Consider the following 18,505-nt stretch of genomic DNA (forward strand, 5'->3'; position numbering starts at 1 on the left):
GCTCGGGTCTCGTGCAGCCTGACGGACGAAGCGGCGGAGCTCGCGCTCGACATCGCCGGCGCCCGCCTGCTGCTCATCGCCGTACGGCATCATGCGCCGCTTCAGCGCGTGCAGCCGGGCGATGAGCTCGCCGGGACTGAACGGCTTCTGCACGTAGTCGTCGGCGCCGAGCTCGAGCCCGCGGATTTTGTCCTCCTCCTGCGACTTCGCCGTGAGCATGACGATTCCCATCCGCGGGAACAGCTGCCGCAGCTGCTCGCACACCTCGAACCCGCTGATCGTCGGCAGCATGACGTCCAGCAAGGCGATATCGAACGGCGGCACGGCCGCTTTCGCGAGCGCGAGCGCGGTCTCCCCGTCCTCGGCCTCCGTCACCTCCATGCCGTTGCGTTTCAAATTAATGCGGACGAAGCCGCGAATCGCCTCTTCATCCTCCAAAAATAATATCCGCATGCGGCAGTCCCCCTTTCGCAAACATCCCTTTGTCTCTCTACGGCGCCTGCAGTTTGAACAAGCGCTTCATCTCCGCTTCGTCCGGCGGAAAGCTTCCCGGCCCGGCGGCGCTCAGCCTGCCGCCCTCCAGCAGCTTGTCGTGCCAGACCGCGTAATAGACGAGCCCGTCCGCCGCGCCAAGCTTCAAGTACCGCGCCTCGTCCGCCTGGAGCTTGCCTTCCCGGTCGTCCCAGGCATCGAGCGCCGCGACCCGCACCGTCAGCACCTCGGCCCGCCGGCCGGATTCTTCGTCGTACGCGTCGAGCGCGATGTCGCTCGGGCTGCCGTCCGCCGGGCGCCGGAACGTGAACCCCGTCCATTCGGACGGAATCTGGATCGCGAAGGTACCGCCCGCGTCCGTATACCGCCTCGCGACGACGAGGAAGCCGCCGCGTCCGTTCCACTGCTTATCGACCTCGATCCAGAGCAGATCGCTGTACGGCACGCCGTCCGATTGCCCCGGCGCTTCGGCCAGCAGCGGGATGTCGAGCATGCCGTCCCCGTTGGCGTCGCCGCTCAGCACCGCGTTCGCGTTGGTCTGCACGTTCTCGTCGCTCGGGGACTTCGGCGGATAAATCTGCACGAGCTTCCCGTCCTCCCATACGAGCATCGTCGTCGTCGACGAATTGGAGCCGATCGCGGCATCGCCCACGACGCCGTATTTGTCCGGCGCCAGCTGGCCGAGCTTCACCTGCAGGTAGGCGTTGACCGAGCCGTCGAGCGGCGCGGACGCCAGCTTCACGGCTTCGCCTTCCGCGAACCGGTAGAGGTCGAGCCCGGCGGTCAGCTTCAGCCGCTGGAGCTGGATCAATCCGATCTCGGGGCTGCCGTCCCCGTCGGCGTCGCCGATGCCCATCGTGTCGTACGGCAGCTCCGCGAGCGGCTTCGGCGGCCCCGTCTCCCCGGCCTCCCGGCCGATATGATAGAGCGTCAAAATATGCTGCGGCTCGCCGAACTGGTTCCACCCGATCATCACCTCGGGGATGCCGTCGCCGTCGAGGTCCGCGGCGCGCAGCACGTCCACGCCGTAGGCGGACGTCTCCGCGAACGTGAACCGCTGCCGCCAGCCGCCGGACGTCTGCTCCAGTACCATCACGCGCTGCGTGCCGCTCTCGTCGGCGAAGACGACGAACGCCTCCTTCCGGCCGTCCCCGTCGCCGTCCAGCTGCAGAATCGCCGAGTCGGCTTCCTCGTGCGTCACGACCGACAGCTTCGCCTGCAGCGGCAAAATCGTCCGCAGCGCTTCCGTCAGCGCCGCGTTCTCCGGCACCGGCTTCGGCGCCATCAGCAGATCCGCCGGCGTCGTCGTATACTGGCAGCCCGCGGCGAGCAGCAGGGAAGCCAGCCCGCCGAGCAGGAGCGCCTTCCGTATGAAATGTCGTCGAATCCGCATGGATGCGCTCCTTTCGGCTATTCTTCAAGACCCTCGCTCCCGGCGGGGGCCAAACCTCCGCCGGGGCGTCTTCGGCGGCCTGCGCGAAGCGCGGCCCAAAGCCGCGTCTGCACCGGCCTAGCTGCCGGCCTTGGCCCCGGCTTTCGCGTTCGCGCCGGGCGCCCCGGCCTTGCCGTCGACTCCGCCGGCCCCATCGCCTTTGGCTCCGCCGGCACGCTTCCCGGCGTTGCCGCCCGCTTCAGAAGCGTCCTTGCCGGCCGTGCCGGCTCCCGCCGCATCGCCCGCTCCCGCGGCTCCGCCCTTCGCGTCCGCGCCGCCTTTGCCGGCGACGTCGCCCGCGGCGGCTTCGCCCTTCGCGCCGCCGGCGTCCTTGCCGGTGGCGCCGCCTGCCGTGCCGCCGCTTCCCGCCGCGGCGCCGCCTTTCGCGTCCGCTCCGCCCTTGGCGCCGTCCGCCGTGCCGTTCGCTTTCCCGGCCGCGTGCTTCGCTTTCACGTCCAGCAGCTCGCTGACGGTGACGAGTGTAAAGCCCCTCGCCTGCAAATCCTTAATGACGAGCGGCAGCAGCTCCACCGTATTGGCGAGATGCTTGCTGCCGAACGAATGCATGAGAATGATGCCGCCGGGATGCGCGTTCTTGTTCACGTTGGCCCGCATCGCGGTGACCGACGCGCCTTCCCAGTCGCGGGTATCCACGGTCCAGAACACCAGGGAACGGCCGTTGTCCGCCACGATCTGCTTCAATAGCGGCGAGGAGGCGCCGTACGGCGCGCGCACGAGGCGCGGCACGTAGCCGGCTTGCTTCCGGATCAAGGTGTCCGTCCATTTAATTTGATTCATGATATGAGCGCTGTCAAGCTTGGACAGATCCGTATGCGAATAACTGTGATTGCCGATCTCGCTGCCTTCCGCCACGATCCGCTTCATGACGGCCCCGTAGCGCTTCACCTGCGTGCCGACCGCGAAGAACGTCGCGTGTACGTGCTTGGCTTTCAATATATCCAAAATCTTCGGCGTGTACTTGTTGTCCGGGCCGTCGTCGAACGTCAGCGCGACCAGCTTGGCGCCGTCCGGGCCGCCGTACGCCGCCGCGGGCTGGGACGGCCGGTCCAGCGTGACCGGCGGCGCCGGGTTCTGCGGCTTCCCGCTTCCGGCATCCGCGCCGTTTCCGCCTCCCGCCTTCGAATCCGCGCTGCCCCCGGCGTTCGCATCGCTCCCGTCGCCCGGCTTCGCGTCCCCGCTGCCCCCGGCGTTCGCATCGCTCCCGTCGCCCGGCTTCGCGTCCCCGCTACCCCCGGCGTTCGTGCCGCTTCCGGCTCCCGGCTTCGAATCCGCGCTTCCGCCGGCGTTCGCATCGCTCTCGGCTCCCGGCTTCGCGTTCCCGCTGCCGCCGGCACTCGCGCCGTTCGCGGCGCCGTCCGGCGGCTGCGCAGCGCTTCCCGCTCCCGCCGAAACGCCGTCTCCCGCCTGGCCGCCGGCCGTGCTTCCAACCGCCGGCGGTCCCAAAATATCCCGGCACGCCGTCGCGCCGTCCGCGCCCTTCACCGGCACCTGCGTCCGGACGGCAGCGCTTTGGCTTTGTCCTTGCCTTTGTCCTTGCCCTTGCCCTTGCCCTTGCCCTTGTCGTTGGCTTTGTCCTTGCCTTTGTCCTTTGCCTTGTCCTTGGCCTTGCCCTTGTCCTTGCCCTTCTCCTTGCCCTTGTCCTTGTCCTTTGCCTTGTCCTTGTCCTTGCCCTTGCCCTTCTCCTTGGCCTTGGCTCAGCCCAACGCCGTCCGCGCAGCCGCCCGCGTTGCCCGTCTGCGCACCGCCATCTCCGCCGCCCGGCCGCAGGCTGCATCCCGCGAGCGCGCTTCCTATTACCATCGTTGCCAATATCGATACGGCTAAACGCCGCCCGCCGCGGCCGTTTCCCCTCAGTCGCATGCTGCACTCCCCTATGATTCGATCTTCTTCCCATCGTACCGGAACCGGAACCCCGAGTCGTTACAAAGAAGTAACACCCGCCCGGAAAATACCGGTATGCGCATCTCCCTTATTAACCGCCCGCGGCCGGATAGATCACAAAAGTCCATTTCTTCTTCGGATTTCGCACATTGAAACCGCTCTCATCGCATCTTATAATCGGCTTACGAATGGGATTTTCCGCTGGATTTCGCCGCTTTGCACGATCTTTCTAAACCTGGAGGGGGTAGCAAGTCTATGAAGAAAACATGGCAGCTTACGGCAGGATCGGTGGCGTTGGTCTCGTTGATCGTCAGCGGGTGCAGTTCCGGCTCGGGCTCGAACGGCGGGTCGAACGGGGAAGTCCTTCACCTGAAATGGAGCACCTGGGGCAATCCGGGCGAGCTCAAGCGATTCTACGAATTGACCGACCAGTACAATAAAGACCATAAGAACGTCAAATGGGAGCTGGTCGCCGTCCCGAACGACGGCTATGAAGAGAAGATCATCACGCAGCTGCAGGGCGGCACGGCCCCGGACGCGTTCTACGCCGGCGACGCCACCGTCGTCAAGCTGATCGCGAACGGCTCCATCTCCGAGCTGACCTCCCTCATCGACAGCCCGAGCAGCCCGATCAAGGCGTCGGATTTCGCCGACGGCCTGTGGGGCGGCGCGAAGCGCGACGATAAAATCTACGGCGTCACCGTCGACTGCAACCCGCTCGTCATGTACTACAACAAAAAAGTGCTGCAGGACGCCGGCATTGCCGACGATCCGCAGCAATTGTACGAATCCGGCGCATGGAACTGGCAGAAGCTGACCGAGCTGACGTCCAAGCTGCAGGCCGCGGGCAAGTACGGCCTCGTGCTCGAGGACTGGTCCGCGCCGATCTATTCGTGGGCCACGACGAACGGCGGCAAGATCTACGACAAAGAGCAGGGCGGCAAATTCATCGGCGACACCGATTCGAAGACGGTCGAAGCGTTCCAGTTCCTCGCCGACAACGTGAAGAACAAGAATTTCGTCTTCTCCGGCTCGCTGCCGAAAGGCCAAGGCGCCGACGCGATGTTCATGTCCAACCAAGTCGGCTTCGGCATCGCCGGCCGCTGGTGGGTGCCGCAATACAACGCCAACACGGCGCTGCAGTACGACATCGTGCCGCTGCCGACGAACACGGGCAACAAAATGGAGCCGGCCGGCATTCCGACCGCTTACATGGTCATGAACAAGAAAACGGCGCATCCGAAAGAAACGTACGACTTCCTCTCGTACTTCGTCTCGAAGGAAGGCCAGCAGTTCCGCCTGAAGGGCGGCAACGCGGTGCCATCGGTATCCGGCGTCGACGATCTCGTGCTCGACGACAAAGCGCAGCCGGCGCACGCGCAGTACTTCCTCGACGCTCGCGAGATCGGCTACGCGCTGTGGCCGTCGGAATCCGCGGTGCCGGGCGCGTCGGACGTCGTCAAGGACAACTACGACCTCATGCTGCTGGGCAAGCAGGACGCCGCGACCACGCTGAAGAAAATGGCCGAGGGCGTGAACAAGAAGATCGCCGAGGCGAGCGCCAACTAAGCGCCGCCGGCCGATATACGGGCAGCCGAAGGGGAGGAACTCGCTTCCGCCCCTTTCGCCTGTCCGACCATTCCGATACGGGAGGGCTACCATGAATCCAAAACGTGCCAACGCGATTTGGGGCTTTGCGTTCATCGCCCCGCAGCTGATCGGGCTCCTCGTGTTCTCGCTCATACCGCTCATCAGCACCTTCGTGATCAGCTCCCTGGATTGGGACGGCTTCAGCACGCCGAAATTCCTCGGCCTCGAGAATTTCACCTACGCGTTCCGGAACCCGGACTTCCAGAAAGCGATGACGAACACGCTGTATTATTCGGTGCTCACGGTGCCCGCGGGCATCTTCCTCGCGCTCCTCGTCGCCGTCGCCCTGAACAACGTCCGGCTGCGCATCATGTACCGGCTGTTCTTCTTCATGCCGGTCGTCACGAGCTCCGTCGCCGTCGCCATCGTCTGGATGTGGCTCCTGAACGGCGATTTCGGCCTGGTCAACGTGCTGCTGAAGCAGCTCTTCGGCGTCAAAGGGCCGCAGTGGCTGACGGATCTGCGCCTCGTGCTACCGTCCCTCGCGATCGTGAGCATCTGGAAAGGCCTCGGCTTCAACATGGTGTTGTTCCTGGCCGGCCTGCAGGGCATCTCGAAAGACTACTACGAAGCGTCCATGATCGACGGCGCGACGAAGAACCAGCAATTCTGGCGCATCACGCTGCCGCTCCTCTCCCCGACGACGCTGTTCGTCACGATCATCGCCGTCATCGACTCCTTCAAAGTATTCGACACCGCCTTCGTCATGACGAGCGGCGGACCGGCAAAAGCCAGCTACACGATGGTCTACCACCTGTACGAGCTCGCGTTCAAGAACTTCCAGTTCGGCCGAAGCTCCGCCGCCGCGGTCGTCCTGTTCGTCGTCATCCTCGTCCTGACCATCCTGCAAACGCGCCTGTCCCGCAAATGGGTCCATTACGCCGAATAGGAGGGCATCGCCATGAACACGGTGAAACCGGAATCGCTGCGGCCGCTGCACGCGGTCAAGCCTAAAGCCGCGTACCGCAAAATCAACGTCTCCGCCATCCTGCTCCATCTCATCCTGCTGGCCGCGTCGGTGCTCATGATCGCGCCGTTCTGGTGGATGATCTCCAGCGGGCTGAAGGACTTGTCGCAGATCTTCATCATCCCGCCGACGCTGCTCCCCAATCCGTGGGTCTGGTCGAACATCCACCGTTCCTTGACGGCGATGCCGTTCGACAAGGCGTATTTCAACAGCGCGTACATCTCGATCTGCATCGTGCTCGGCCAGCTGCTGACCTGCTCCATGGCGGCATATGCGTTCGCCAAGATTACTTTTCCGTTCCGCGACACGCTCTTCATCCTGTTCCTCTCCATGCTGATGGTGCCGGAGCAGGTCACGATCGTGCCGCTGTACGTCATCCTGAAGAACTTCGGCTGGCTCGACACGCATCTGTCGCTGATCGTGCCGGACATGCTGTTCAGCGCCTTCGGCGTGTTCCTGCTGCGCCAATTCTTCCTCGGCATCCCGCGGGACTTGTCCGAATCGGCGTACGTGGACGGCGCGAACATGTGGACGATCTATTGGCGGATCATGGTGCCGCTCATCAAGCCTGCGCTCGCCGCGCTCGCGATCATCGCGTTCCTCGGGACGTGGAACAACTTCTTCCGGCCCGTCATTTTCCTCAGCACGACCGATCACTTCACCGTGCCGCTCATGCTGAGCACGTTCAAAGGGCTGTATGTAACCGACTGGACGCTCATGATGTCCGGGTCCGCCATCGCGGTCGTTCCGGTGCTGCTCGTCTATCTCCTGCTGCAGCGCTATATCATCGAAGGCATTACGATGACGGGGATCAAGGGGTAAGGCGAATGTAGGCGTTGATGGGGTACTTCTCCTCGATCGTTTCGTCGCAGTCGACGTGCTGGCCGTCCTGCACCGCGTATTTGGCGCGGTAGGCGGAGGCGGACAAGCCGAAATGGGAGGCGAACGTCCGGGAGAAGTAGTGGTTCTCGGAAAATCCGCACCGCTCCGCGATCTCGTTGATGCTGAGCGTGCTGTGGCGCAGCTGGTGCGCGGCCCGCTCCAGCCTCAGCTGGATGATCATTTGGCGCGGCGGAATCCCGACCTCGCGCACGAACAGCCGGGAGAGGTGCTCGTGGGAGATGCGGCAGTGCTCCGCGATCGCCTGGGCGGTGATCGGCTGGGCCAGATGGCGCTTGATGTAGTGGATGGCTTTGCTGACGACGAGGGAGTACGGCGACCCCGCCGCTTGGGGATCCGGTTCGTCCGGCGGCGCGTTCCTCCGGGCGGCCAGGTGGTCGAGCTCGTTCAACAGCGACGCCAGCAGCATGCCGCTGCGCCGGCCGTTCTTCTCGAGGTACGTCACTTCCAGCAGATAACTGATGAGCGACGCGTGAAAGCTGCTTTCGGGCGCCGGCAGAAGGTCCGGGCCGTTCTCCCGCAGCAAATGCGGGAACTGGCCGTCGTCGGCGCTGAAGTGGAGAAACAAATGCCGCGTGGCGGACGATTCGCTGAATCGCCAGCAGTGCGCGCAGCCCGCGCGCGTCATGATCCAGCAGGGCCGGTCGATCGTCAGCGTCCGATCGCCGATCTGGTAGACGGCTCCCGTTCCGATCGGGAAATAGACCAGCTCGTGCTCCTCCAACACCCGCGAATCCAGCTTCCAATTCCGTCTGACCACGAAGTCTCCGCATAAATGAAGAACAGGCAGTTGCATGGTTTACAGAGTCAACTCCTCATCCATTGGTAATTGCGCTGTTAATCCTGACGTGATTGCAAGCTGCGGCTTGACCGGTACGCCGTCCTTGCGGAAACCCGATTCCCCGCATCGCCCTCCCCTCGTTTCCATAAGTTTAAATAATTCTCTTAGACACAAAAATGAAAGCGCATTCTTGTTGTAATCAATACATTCGCGGCGGACCCGGAAATTCCTTCCGCCGCCTTGACCGGCGCGGAACGCGAGACCGGGCGATGCGGCTGGCGGAGCGGGCCGATCGCCAGTTCGAGCACCGCGGCCGGCGGAGCGGGCCGATCGTTAGCACCGCGGCCGACGGAGTTGGCCCACCGCGAGATCTAACGATACGGCTGGCGGAACGGGCCGATCGCTAGTTCGAGCACCGCGGCCGGCGGAGTGGGCCCACCGCGAGATCTAGCGATACGGCTGGCGGAACGGGCCGATCGCCAGTTCGATGCGGCCGCCGCGGGCTTGTCCGGCGTTGTTCTTTGCCATGGCCGCCGTACCGCTCGCGGAACGCGCGAAAAAGCCTGCCGAGCCGGGCTCGACAGGCTTTTTCGATGTTAGGATGATGGCTGGGCGCCGCCCTCGCGGCGCGCGGCTTCCGCCCGCTCTACCCGCGAAGCGCCTTCGCCGCGATGTCGCTGCGGCTGTGCATGCCGTCGAAGGAGATGACCGATACCGCTTCGTACGCGCGGGCGCGCGCCTCCGCGATGTCGCGGCCGCGGCCGACGATGCCGAGCACGCGGCCGCCGTTCGTGACGATCGCGCCGTCCTTCAGCGCCGTGCCGGCGTGGAAGACGAGCGCGCCTTGCGCCTTGGCGGCGTCCAGCCCCGCGATCGGCAGCCCTTTCGGGTACGGGCCCGGGTAGCCTTCGGACGCGGCGATGACGCAGACCGCGGCCTCGTCGCTCCATTCGATGTCGAGCTGATCCAGACGGCCGTTCAGCGACGCGAGGATGATGTCGACCAGATCGGTCTTGAGGCGCGGCAGCACGACCTGCGTCTCGGGATCGCCCATGCGCGCGTTGAACTCGATCGTCTTCACGCCCTGCTTCGTGATCATGAGCCCCGCGAACAGCACGCCGCGGAACGGGCGGCCTTCGCTGACCATCGCCTTCGCCGTCGGCTTGATGATGTTCGCAATCGCGTCTTCGACCAGCGCCGGGTCGATATGCGGCAGCGGGGAATACGTCCCCATGCCGCCGGTATTCGGCCCTTTGTCGTTGTCGTACACCGGCTTATGGTCCTGCGCCGGCACCATCGCGCGCACCGTCGCGCCGTCCACGAACGCCAGGATGGACATTTCCTGCCCCTCGAGGAATTCCTCGATGACGACGCGGCCGCCGGATTCGCCGAACACCTTGTCGACCATCATGCCCTGCAGCGCCGCTTCCGCTTCCTCCATGGAGTAGGCGACCGTCACGCCTTTGCCCGCCGCGAGGCCGTCCGCCTTGACGACGATCGGCGCCTGCTGCTCCCGCAGGTACGCCAGCGCGGACTCGTAGTCCGTGAACGTCTCGTACTTGGCCGTCGGGATGTCGTACTTCTTCAGCAGGTTTTTCATGAAAATCTTGCTGCCTTCGATCTCCGCCGCGTTCTTGCGCGGGCCGTAGACCGGAATCTGGCGTTCCTCGAACGCGTCGACGATGCCGTCCGCCAGCGGATCGTCCGGGCCGACCACGACGAGATCCACTTCGTTGTCGCAGGCGAATTGAATGAGATCGCCGAACCGGTTGACCGGGATCGGCACGCATTCCGCCAGCTCCGCGATGCCCGCGTTGCCCGGCGCGCAGTAGATTTTATGAACCTTGTCGCTCTTGCTCAGCGCCCAGACGATGGCATGCTCGCGCCCGCCGCCGCCGATGACCATGATCCGCATCGGTTACGCGCCTCCTTCGGCCGGCCGGTTCACGACCGTCAGCTTCGTTTCGCCGTCCGCGATCCGGATCGTCTTGACGAGCAGGGAGATTTTGTTGTCCGCATCAAGCAGATCCCAATAGAAACGCGCCGTCTCGTCCTCGTCGTCGAACAGCGGCGCCACCTGCGGCTCGCCGGCGAACGACGGCAGCGGATTGCCGTCGCCCACGTACGTGGAGATGAAGTGGCCGTAGCCCGCGATCGCCTGCTCGTAGTGGAAATACTGCCGTTTCGTCTGCGACTCGTCGTTCTCGTTCGATTTCAGAATCGACAGCTTGTACGCGTTCCGCGGGTCGTTCAGATCGACGATGCCCGAGATGCGCGGCGTGAAATTCGGCGGATCCGGCTCGTACGTCCGCTTGGCGAGCGCCTGCTCGAACGTGCCGCCTTCCTGGATCGCGTCCCAGATCGTATCGGTCTGGTCGCCGTTCGTCACGATATGCGCGCCGCCCTCATGGCGCAGCGGATAATAAATAATGAGCGACGGATCGGTCAGCTTCGCCGGATCGCGCGCTTCCGTGCGCAGGAAGCCGTTCGCTTCCGGAATGAAGACGCGGTTGCGGCTGTTCTCGCTGCGTCCCATGATCCAATACACCTGCACGTAGCGCGTCGCGTCCGGCGTCAAGCCGATGACGATGCCGCGCCCCGGATAGCTGTTCGCTTGCAAACGCCCGACGGTCGCATCCGCCAGCGCCTTCCATTTCGTCGTTGTGTTCGTGGACATCCTCGTCGCCTCCTAGGTTGAAGTTTTGCGCGAAGCCTGAAGCCGGCGTGCCGGCAACTATACAAAACGACTTCGAAAGCGTTATATCAGTGATGAAACAGGCGTACGCCCGAGTAGACCATGACCATGCCGTAATCGTTCGCCGCCTGCACGACTTCTTCGTCGCGCAGCGAGCTGCCCGCCTGAATGACGTATTTCACGCCGCTGCGGCTGGCGCGGTCGAGATTATCGCGGAACGGCAGGAAGGCGTCGGAGCCGTAAGATACGCCCTGCAGGCCGTTCAGCCATTCGCGCTTCTGTTCGCGCGTCAGGCGCGCCGGCACTTCCTCGAAGCAGCGCTCCCAGGCCGCTTGTTCGACCGGCGTGACTTCGTCTTCCAGCCACAGGTCGATCGCGTTGTTCTGCTCCGCGCGCGCCAAGCCTTCGCGGAACTTCATGTTCAGCGCGGCCGGATGCTGCCGGAGGTACCAGCGGTCCGCCTTGTCGCCCGCGAGGCGCGTGCAGTGAATGCGCGACTGCTGGCCGGCGCCGATGCCGATCGTTTGGCCGTCCAGCGCATAGCAGATGGAGTTGGATTGCGTGTATTTCAGCGTAATGAGCGCGACCAGCAGATCGCGCTTCGCGTGGTCGGGCAGCTCCTTGTTCGCCGTAACGACTTTGTCGAACGCCGACGCGTCCGGCACGGCGTTGTTGCGCTCCTGCTGCAGCTTCATGCCGAACAGCGTGCGCGTCTCGACCGGATCGGGCACGTAGTCCGGATCGATCTGCAGAATGAGGTACTTGCCGCCCTTCTTCCGCTTCAGGATGTCGAGCGCTTCCGGCGTATAGCCCGGGGCCACGACGAGATCGGACACTTCGCGCTTCAGCAGCAGCGCCGTGGAGGCGTCCACCACGTCGCTCAGCGCGGCCGCGTCGCCGAACGAGGACATCCGGTCGGCGCCGCGGGCGCGCGCGTAGGCGGTCGCCAGCTCCGACAGCTCCATGCCGTCGACGAAGTACGCCTTCGCCAGCTCCGGCTTGATCGGCGCATACACCGCCACGCCGGCCGGGCTCACGTGCTTGAACGAAGCCGCCGCCGGCAAGTCGGTCGCCTGGCGCAGCTCGCGCACGAGCTGGTACGCGTTCAGCGCGTCGAGCAGGTTAATGAAGCCGGGGTCGCCGTTCACGACGGTCAGCGGAAGCGCCTGGCCGTCCGCGGCGTAGATCTTCGCTTCCTTCTGGTGGGGGTTCATGCCGTATCGCAAAGCAATTTCGTTTACATCGCTCATAATATCGTTCGTCGTCCTTTCTCGTATCCCGTCATCGTGCGCGCTACCCGCGCCTTACCGTCACCTTGCGTCCGTTAAGCGTCACGCGTCCTTCGGCGATGCGGCGCACCGCGAGCGGGAGCAGCTCGTGCTCGACCGCGTGAATCCGCGCGGCCAGCGTCTCTTCCGTGTCATCGTCCGCCACCTCGACCGCCCGCTGCATGATAATCGGTCCCGTGTCCATGCCGCCGTCCACGAAGTGCACCGTCACCCCCGTCAGCTTGACGCCGTAGTCCAGCGCCTGACGGATGGCCCGCACGCCCGGAAACGCGGGAAGCAGCGAAGGATGCACGTTGACCATTCGTCCGTCATACGGCTTCAGGAGCACGTCCGTGATGAGCCGCATGTACCCGGCGAGCACGATCAGCTCGATGCCCTCCCGCCGAAGGAGGCCGACCATCTCTTCTTCGCACGCTTCGCGGGAAGCGTACGCCTTCGGGTCGAAAAGATAAGTCGGCACGCCCAGCGTTTCCGCGCGCCGCACGACCTGCGCCGCCGGCTTGTCGCAGACCAGCAGCGCGATGTCCGCGGGGAACGTCCCGTCTTGGGCCGCCTCGGCAAGCGCTTGAAAATTGCTCCCGCTGCCCGAGGCGAAGACGGCGACGCGCATTGCGGCCGTCATTACAGCTCGGCTCCTCCGAACGTTACGATCTTGCTGCCCGAAGTCACTTGGCCGATGATGTACGCGTCCTCGCCCAGCTCCTTCGCGGCGCGCAGCGCGTCCTCGGCTTGCTCGGCGCCGACCACGACGACCATGCCGACGCCCATGTTGAACGTCGTGAACATGTCGCGGTCCGTAATGCCGCCTTTGGCCTGCATCAGCTTGAATACCGGGTGAATCGGCCAGGAACCCGGCGCGATGTCCACGTTCACGCCGTCCGGCAGGACGCGCGGAATGTTCTCGATGAAGCCGCCGCCCGTGATGTGGGCCATGCCCTTCACCGTGACGCGGTTGATCAGCTCCAGCACCGATTTCACGTAGATGCGCGTCGGTTCGAGGATGATCTCGCCCAGCGTCTTCTCGCCGCCGAGCTCCGGCAGCTTATCGTTCAGGCCGTAGCCGGAACCGTCGACCAGAAGGCGGCGAACGAGGGAATACCCGTTGCTGTGGATGCCGCTCGAAGCGAGGCCGAGCACCACATCGCCCGGCTGGATCGCCTTGCCGTCGATGATCTTCTTCTTGTCCACGATGCCGACCGTGAAGCCCGCGATATCGTATTCGTCGCCTTGGTACATGCCGGGCATTTCAGCCGTTTCGCCGCCGATCAGGGCGCAGCCGGACTGCACGCAGCCGTCGGAGATGCCCTTGACGATCGCTTCGATCTTCGCCGGCTCGACCTTGCCGCACGCGAGGTAGTCGAGGAAGAAGAGCGGCTCCGCGCCTTGCACGACGATGTCGTTCACGCACATGGCGACCGCGTCGATGCCGATCGTGTCATGCTTGTCCATCGCGAACGCGACCTTCAGCTTCGTGCCCACGCCGTCCGTGCCCGACACGAGCACCGGCTCCTCGTACTTGTCCTTGTTCAGGCCGAACAACGCGCCGAACCCGCCGAGATCCGTCAGCACTTCCGGGCGGAACGTTTTCTTCACGTGCTTCTTCATCCGTTCGACCGCTTCGTTGCCTGCCGCGATGTCGACGCCGGCTTGTTTATACGCTTCTGCCACGCCTTAAGTCAGCTCCTTCGTCAATTTTGCGGGACCGTCCCGCCCCGGTACTCCGGGGTAGAAATGGGTTAGTAATTCTAGCGAAAGCGCGCCCTAACGCGTTAGCTACTTCGCTTTAAAAGGGAAAAGGCGAAGCTGCGGCCGGAGGTCAATGCGAGTCGGAAAAGCGATAGGTGAATGCTGCATTCCCTGTCCTCCGACAGTGAACGCAAACCAATCACCTTCAGCGGTCGCCTTTGTAGATGGATTTCAACCGTTAAGGTTGAAAATCCAGAAATCCATCTACAACAGCGATCGGAGACCCGTGTTGACCGCAGGCGGCAGCCCCACCGTTATAACGACTGCTAGCAGCTGCAGCTCTTTTCCGACGTCGGATCCACCGGCGTCGGATAATCATTATCGAAGCAAGCCATGCACATGCCCCGGTTGTACTCGCCGTCATTGCCGCCGACCGCCTCGACGAACCCTTCATTGCTCAGGAAATAAAGCGAGTCCGCGTTGATCGCCTGCCGGATCTCTTCCACCGTCTTCTGCGACGCGATGAGCTCCTTGCGGTCCGGCGTATCGATGCCGTAGTAGCACGGGTTCTTGAACGGCGGGGACGTGATGCACACGTGCACCTCGGTCGCGCCCGCCTCGCGGAGCATGTTGACGATCCGCAGGGACGTCGTGCCGCGCACGATGGAGTCGTCGATCATGACGACGCGCTTGCCTTCCACGACCTTGCGGACGGCGGACAGTTTCATCTTCACGCCCTTCTCGCGCAGCTCCTGCGAAGGCTGGATGAACGTCCGGCCCGTGTACTTGTTCTTGATCAGCCCGAGCTCGTACGGAATGCCCGTCTGCTCGGCGTAGCCGATCGCCGCGGAAATGCTGGAATCCGGCACGCCGGTCACGATGTCCGCGTCGATGAACGATTCCAGCGCCAGCTGGCGGCCCATCCGTTTGCGGGCGGAATGCAGGTTGATGCCGTTGATGTCGCTGTCCGGACGGGCGAAATAGATGTACTCCATCGCGCACGTCGCGCGGCGCTCGAGCCGCTCGAAACGGTCGACGCGCAGGCCGCTGCGGTCCAGCACGAGCAGTTCGCCCGGCTGGACGTCGCGTTCGTACTCGGCGCCGACGGTCTCGAGCGCGCACGTCTCCGACGCGAACACGTAGCCGTCGCCCAGCCGGCCCATGACGAGCGGGCGCAGGCCGTGCGCATCGGAGGCGACGAGCAGCTTGTCGTTCGTCATGATCAGGAACGCGAAGCCGCCGATGATCCGCTGCAGCGCGTCCTTCGCCGCGCTGACGAAATCCTTGCTCGACCGCGCGATCAAGTGCGCGATAACCTCGGTGTCGCTCGTCGTCTGGAAGATCGACCCTTGGCTCTCGAGCTCCTTGCGGATGGACGGCGCGTTCACGATGTTGCCGTTCGTGGCCACGGCGAGGTCGCCGTCGCGGTATTTGAAGATCAACGGCTGCGCGTTCGCCAGCTTGCTCTCGCCCGCCGTCGAATACCGGACGTGGCCGATGACGCGGTCGCCCGGGAGGCCTTCCAGCTTCGACTGGTCGAAGACTTCCTTGACGAGCCCCATGCCGCGGTGATACGAGAAATGCCCGGTGGCCGATTCCACCGCGGCCAGCCCCGCGCTCTCCTCGCCCCGGTGCTGCAGGGCGTGGAGGCCGTAGTAGCCGAGCGAGCAGGCGTCCGGCACGCCGAACACGCCGAACACCCCGCACTCCTCGCGCAATTTATCGAAAATATCGTCGCGGCCGATGCCTTCGTTATAGTGATCGCCCGTCCACAGCTTCGGCAGCCGTTTTATTTCATCAGACATGGAATCGCATCCTTCCAGACCTTCTCCAGTTGCTCAACCGAGGCGTTGACGCCCGGTTTGCCGTTGATGTTGATGACCAGTCCGTTGCTGCGTACGGCGCCGATGACCGCATTCGGAACGCCGTGCTCCGTCAAATAGTTCGCAAGCTTGTCCGCTTGGTCCGCTTTCGCCGAAAGCAGGATGCGGGATTGGGATTCGCTGAACAGCGCGGCGTCGGCGCGCAGCCCGGTCGCGACGTTGACCTCGGCGCCGATCTTGCCGCTAATCGCGGATTCCGCGAGCGCGACGGCCAGGCCGCCCTCCGACAAGTCGTGCGCCGAAGCGACGAGGCCTTGCTTGATCGCGCCGAGCACGCCCTGCTGCAGCTTCTTCTCGACCGCGAGGTCGATCTGCGGCGGACGGCCCTCGCTCTTGCCGTTCAGCACGTACTGCAGCTCGCTGCCGCCAAGCTCGTGCTTCGTCTCGCCCGCGAGGATGATGACGTCGCCTTCGGCCTTGAAGCCCTGCGTCGTGATGTGGTCGACGTCCTGCACGAGCCCGACCATGCCGATGACCGGCGTCGGGTAGATCGCGCCCTTCGCGTTCTCGTTGTACAAGCTGACGTTGCCGCCGATGACCGGCGTGTCCAGCACGCGGCACGCTTCGGAGATGCCGTCCGCGGCTTTCTCGAGCTGCCAGAACACTTCCGGCTTCTCCGGGCTGCCGAAGTTCAGGTTGTCCGTGATCGCGAGCGGCTCTGCGCCGGAGCAAACGATGTTGCGCGCCGCTTCCGCGACGGCGATTTGGCCGCCGACCTCCGGATCGAGGTAGACGTAACGTCCGTTGCAGTCGGTCGTCATCGCGAGCGCCTTGCGCGTGCCGCGGATCGTGACGACCGCCGCGTCGGAGCCCGGCTGCACCGCCGTGCTCGTGCGGACCATATAGTCATATTGGTTATATACCCATTCTTTGCTGGCGACCGTCGGGGAGGCGAGCACCTTCTCGAGCGCGCCCGTCAGGTCGGTCACTTCCGGATACGCCGCCGTATCGATCGCCGCGTTAGCCGCATAATAAGCGGGCTCCTTGGACGGCTTGTCGTACATCGGGCATTCGTCGACGAGCGCCGTGACCGGCATGTTCGCCACTTCCTCGCCTTGGTGGAACAGGCGGAGACGGCCGTCGTCCGTGACTTTGCCGACCTTCACGCAGATGATGCCCCACCGGTCGAATATCTCCTGCGCCTGCGCTTCGTGCTGCGGCTCGACGACGAACAGCATCCGTTCCTGCGACTCGGACAGCATCATTTCGTACGGCGTCATGCCTTCTTCGCGCTGCGGCACCTCGTCGAGGTACAGCTCGAGGCCGTTGCCCGCCTTGGACGCCATCTCCGCGCTGGAGCACGTGAGGCCCGCCGCGCCCATGTCCTGGATGCCGACGACGATGCCGGCGTTGATCAGCTCGAGCGTCGCTTCCATGACGAGCTTCTCCATGAACGGATCGCCGACTTGCACGGCCGTGCGCTTCTCTTCGGATTCCTCGGACAGCTCGACGGACGCGAACGTCGCGCCGTGAATGCCGTCGCGGCCCGTGGCCGGCCCGACGTAGAAGACCGGGTTGCCGACGCCCTTGGCGACGCCGCGCTGGATTTTATCGTGATCGATGAGGCCGACGCACATCGCGTTGACGAGCGGGTTGCCCTCGTAGCTCTCGTCGAACATGACTTCGCCCGCTACCGTCGGAATGCCGATGCAGTTGCCGTAGCCGGCGATGCCGCCGACGACGTGCTCGAACAAATATTTGACGCGCGCGTTCTCCAGGTTGCCGAAGCGGAGGCTGTTCAGCAGCGCGACCGGCCGCGCGCCCATCGAGAAAATGTCGCGGATGATGCCGCCGACGCCCGTCGCCGCGCCTTGGTACGGCTCGACCGCGGACGGATGGTTATGCGATTCGATTTTGAACACGACCGCCTGGTTGTCCCCGATGTCCACGATGCCCGCGCCTTCGCCCGGCCCCATGAGCACCTTCGGTCCCGTGATCGGGAACTTCTTCAGGATCTTCTTGGAATTCTTGTAGGAGCAGTGCTCCGACCACATGACGCTGAATACGCCGATCTCGGTGTAGTTCGGCTTGCGCCCGAGGAAGCCGCAAATGAGCTCGTATTCGTGATCCGTCACGCCGAATTGCGTGTAAATGCGCTGATCCGCGATTTGTTCCGCCGTCGGCTCCTTAGCCGTTAACTGCTGCGCCATGCTGTTCCCTCCATGCGTTCAAAATCGATGTAAACATCCGTTTGCCGTCTTCCGAGCCGAGCAGCTGGTTCACCGCGCGCTCCGGATGCGGCATCATGCCGACCACGTTGCCGCGCTCGTTGCTGACGCCGGCGATGTTGCGGAGCGAGCCGTTCGGGTTATGCTCGTCGCCCGCGTAGCGGAAGACGATTTGGTTGTTCGCTTCGAGCCGCGCGAGCGTCTTGTCGTCGCAATAGTAGTTGCCTTCGCCGTGCGCGATCGGGATGTGGATGACCTCGCCCTGCGTATATTGGTTCGTGAACGCCGTCGCGTTGTTCACGACTTCGAGCGGCGTCTGGCGGCAAATGAACTTCATGCCCGTGTTGCGCAGCAGCGCGCCCGGGAGCAGCCCCGCTTCCGTCAGGATTTGGAACCCGTTGCAGATGCCGAGGACGAACTTCCCGGCCTCCGCCGCCTTCACCACTTCGTTCATGACCGGGGCGAATTGCGCGATCGCGCCGCAGCGCAGGTAGTCGCCGTACGAGAAGCCGCCGGGCACGAGAATCGCGTCATAGCCGGACAGGTCCGTCGCCGTATGCCAAACGTAGTCGACCTCTTGGCCGATCGTGTCTTCGACCGCCTTGAAGCAGTCGATGTCGCAGTTGGAGCCCGGAAATACGAGTACCGCGAATTTCATCG

The 18,505-nt window shown here is 64.1% G+C and carries 15 protein-coding genes; 3 read left to right on the forward strand and 12 right to left on the reverse strand.

The window, feature by feature from the left end; all coding sequences use genetic code 11:
• The 3 genes from I8J29_RS27440 to I8J29_RS27450 all read right to left on the reverse strand — a co-directional run.
• A partial coding sequence (locus I8J29_RS27440) for a response regulator transcription factor (protein ID WP_208850546.1) occupies positions 1 to 453 on the reverse strand: 453 nt, incomplete at its 3' end.
• 37 nt (positions 454 to 490) lie between these two features.
• Entirely contained in the window at positions 491 to 1,885 is a 1,395-nt protein-coding gene (locus I8J29_RS27445; RefSeq protein ID WP_208850547.1) for an FG-GAP repeat domain-containing protein, read from the reverse strand.
• Positions 1,886 to 2,002: 117 nt separating this feature from the next.
• A complete protein-coding gene (locus tag I8J29_RS27450; RefSeq protein WP_208850548.1) occupies positions 2,003 to 3,805 on the reverse strand; it encodes a polysaccharide deacetylase family protein in 1,803 nt (600 codons plus the stop codon).
• 276 nt (positions 3,806 to 4,081) lie between these two features.
• Between I8J29_RS27450 and I8J29_RS27455 the strand changes: the two genes are divergently transcribed.
• From I8J29_RS27455 to I8J29_RS27465, 3 genes are all read left to right on the forward strand, one after another.
• Complete coding sequence (locus I8J29_RS27455; RefSeq protein WP_208850549.1) at positions 4,082 to 5,395, forward strand: ABC transporter substrate-binding protein; 1,314 nt, start codon at positions 4,082 to 4,084, stop codon at positions 5,393 to 5,395.
• A gap of 91 nt (positions 5,396 to 5,486) precedes the next feature.
• Positions 5,487 to 6,365, forward strand: a complete 879-nt coding sequence (locus I8J29_RS27460) for a carbohydrate ABC transporter permease (protein WP_090638949.1) — start codon at positions 5,487 to 5,489, stop codon at positions 6,363 to 6,365.
• A 12-nt stretch (positions 6,366 to 6,377) separates the two neighbouring features.
• Entirely contained in the window at positions 6,378 to 7,265 is an 888-nt protein-coding gene (locus I8J29_RS27465; protein ID WP_208850550.1) for a carbohydrate ABC transporter permease, read from the forward strand.
• On the opposite strand, the gene I8J29_RS34520 is transcribed toward I8J29_RS27465, so the two are convergent.
• From I8J29_RS34520 to purQ, 9 genes are all read right to left on the reverse strand, one after another.
• Entirely contained in the window at positions 7,255 to 8,103 is an 849-nt protein-coding gene (locus tag I8J29_RS34520; protein WP_208850551.1) for an AraC family transcriptional regulator, read from the reverse strand. The genes I8J29_RS27465 and I8J29_RS34520 overlap by 11 nt on opposite strands.
• A gap of 667 nt (positions 8,104 to 8,770) precedes the next feature.
• A complete protein-coding gene (gene purD / locus I8J29_RS27475) occupies positions 8,771 to 10,039 on the reverse strand; it encodes a phosphoribosylamine--glycine ligase (protein WP_208850552.1) in 1,269 nt (422 codons plus the stop codon).
• Between the two features lie 3 nt (positions 10,040 to 10,042).
• Positions 10,043 to 10,801, reverse strand: coding sequence for an IMP cyclohydrolase (locus tag I8J29_RS27480; RefSeq protein ID WP_208850553.1), 759 nt, complete (start codon positions 10,799 to 10,801; stop codon positions 10,043 to 10,045).
• 86 nt (positions 10,802 to 10,887) lie between these two features.
• Positions 10,888 to 12,069 carry a phosphoribosylaminoimidazolecarboxamide formyltransferase gene (locus I8J29_RS27485; RefSeq protein WP_208850554.1) on the reverse strand — a complete coding sequence of 394 codons (1,182 nt, stop codon included), beginning with the start codon at positions 12,067 to 12,069 and terminating at the stop codon, positions 10,888 to 10,890.
• A gap of 43 nt (positions 12,070 to 12,112) precedes the next feature.
• Positions 12,113 to 12,730 carry a phosphoribosylglycinamide formyltransferase gene (gene purN, locus I8J29_RS27490; protein WP_208850555.1) on the reverse strand — a complete coding sequence of 206 codons (618 nt, stop codon included), beginning with the start codon at positions 12,728 to 12,730 and terminating at the stop codon, positions 12,113 to 12,115.
• Positions 12,730 to 13,776, reverse strand: coding sequence for a phosphoribosylformylglycinamidine cyclo-ligase (purM, locus tag I8J29_RS27495; protein WP_208850556.1), 1,047 nt, complete (start codon positions 13,774 to 13,776; stop codon positions 12,730 to 12,732). Before purM ends, purN begins: the two co-directional genes overlap by 1 nt.
• Positions 13,777 to 14,120: 344 nt before the next feature.
• Positions 14,121 to 15,599 carry an amidophosphoribosyltransferase gene (purF, locus tag I8J29_RS27500; protein ID WP_208850557.1) on the reverse strand — a complete coding sequence of 493 codons (1,479 nt, stop codon included), beginning with the start codon at positions 15,597 to 15,599 and terminating at the stop codon, positions 14,121 to 14,123.
• Positions 15,584 to 17,827 (reverse strand): phosphoribosylformylglycinamidine synthase subunit PurL, encoded by a 2,244-nt coding sequence (gene purL, locus I8J29_RS27505; RefSeq protein WP_208850558.1) that lies wholly within the window; start codon positions 17,825 to 17,827, stop codon positions 15,584 to 15,586. Before purL ends, purF begins: the two co-directional genes overlap by 16 nt.
• A complete protein-coding gene (gene purQ / locus I8J29_RS27510) occupies positions 17,805 to 18,503 on the reverse strand; it encodes a phosphoribosylformylglycinamidine synthase subunit PurQ (protein WP_208850559.1) in 699 nt (232 codons plus the stop codon). The genes purL and purQ overlap by 23 nt, the downstream gene beginning before the upstream one ends.
• Positions 18,504 to 18,505 lie beyond the last annotated feature (2 nt).

Source organism: Paenibacillus artemisiicola, from assembly GCF_017652985.1.
Classification (GTDB): Bacteria; Bacillota; Bacilli; order Paenibacillales; family Paenibacillaceae; genus Paenibacillus_Z; species Paenibacillus_Z artemisiicola.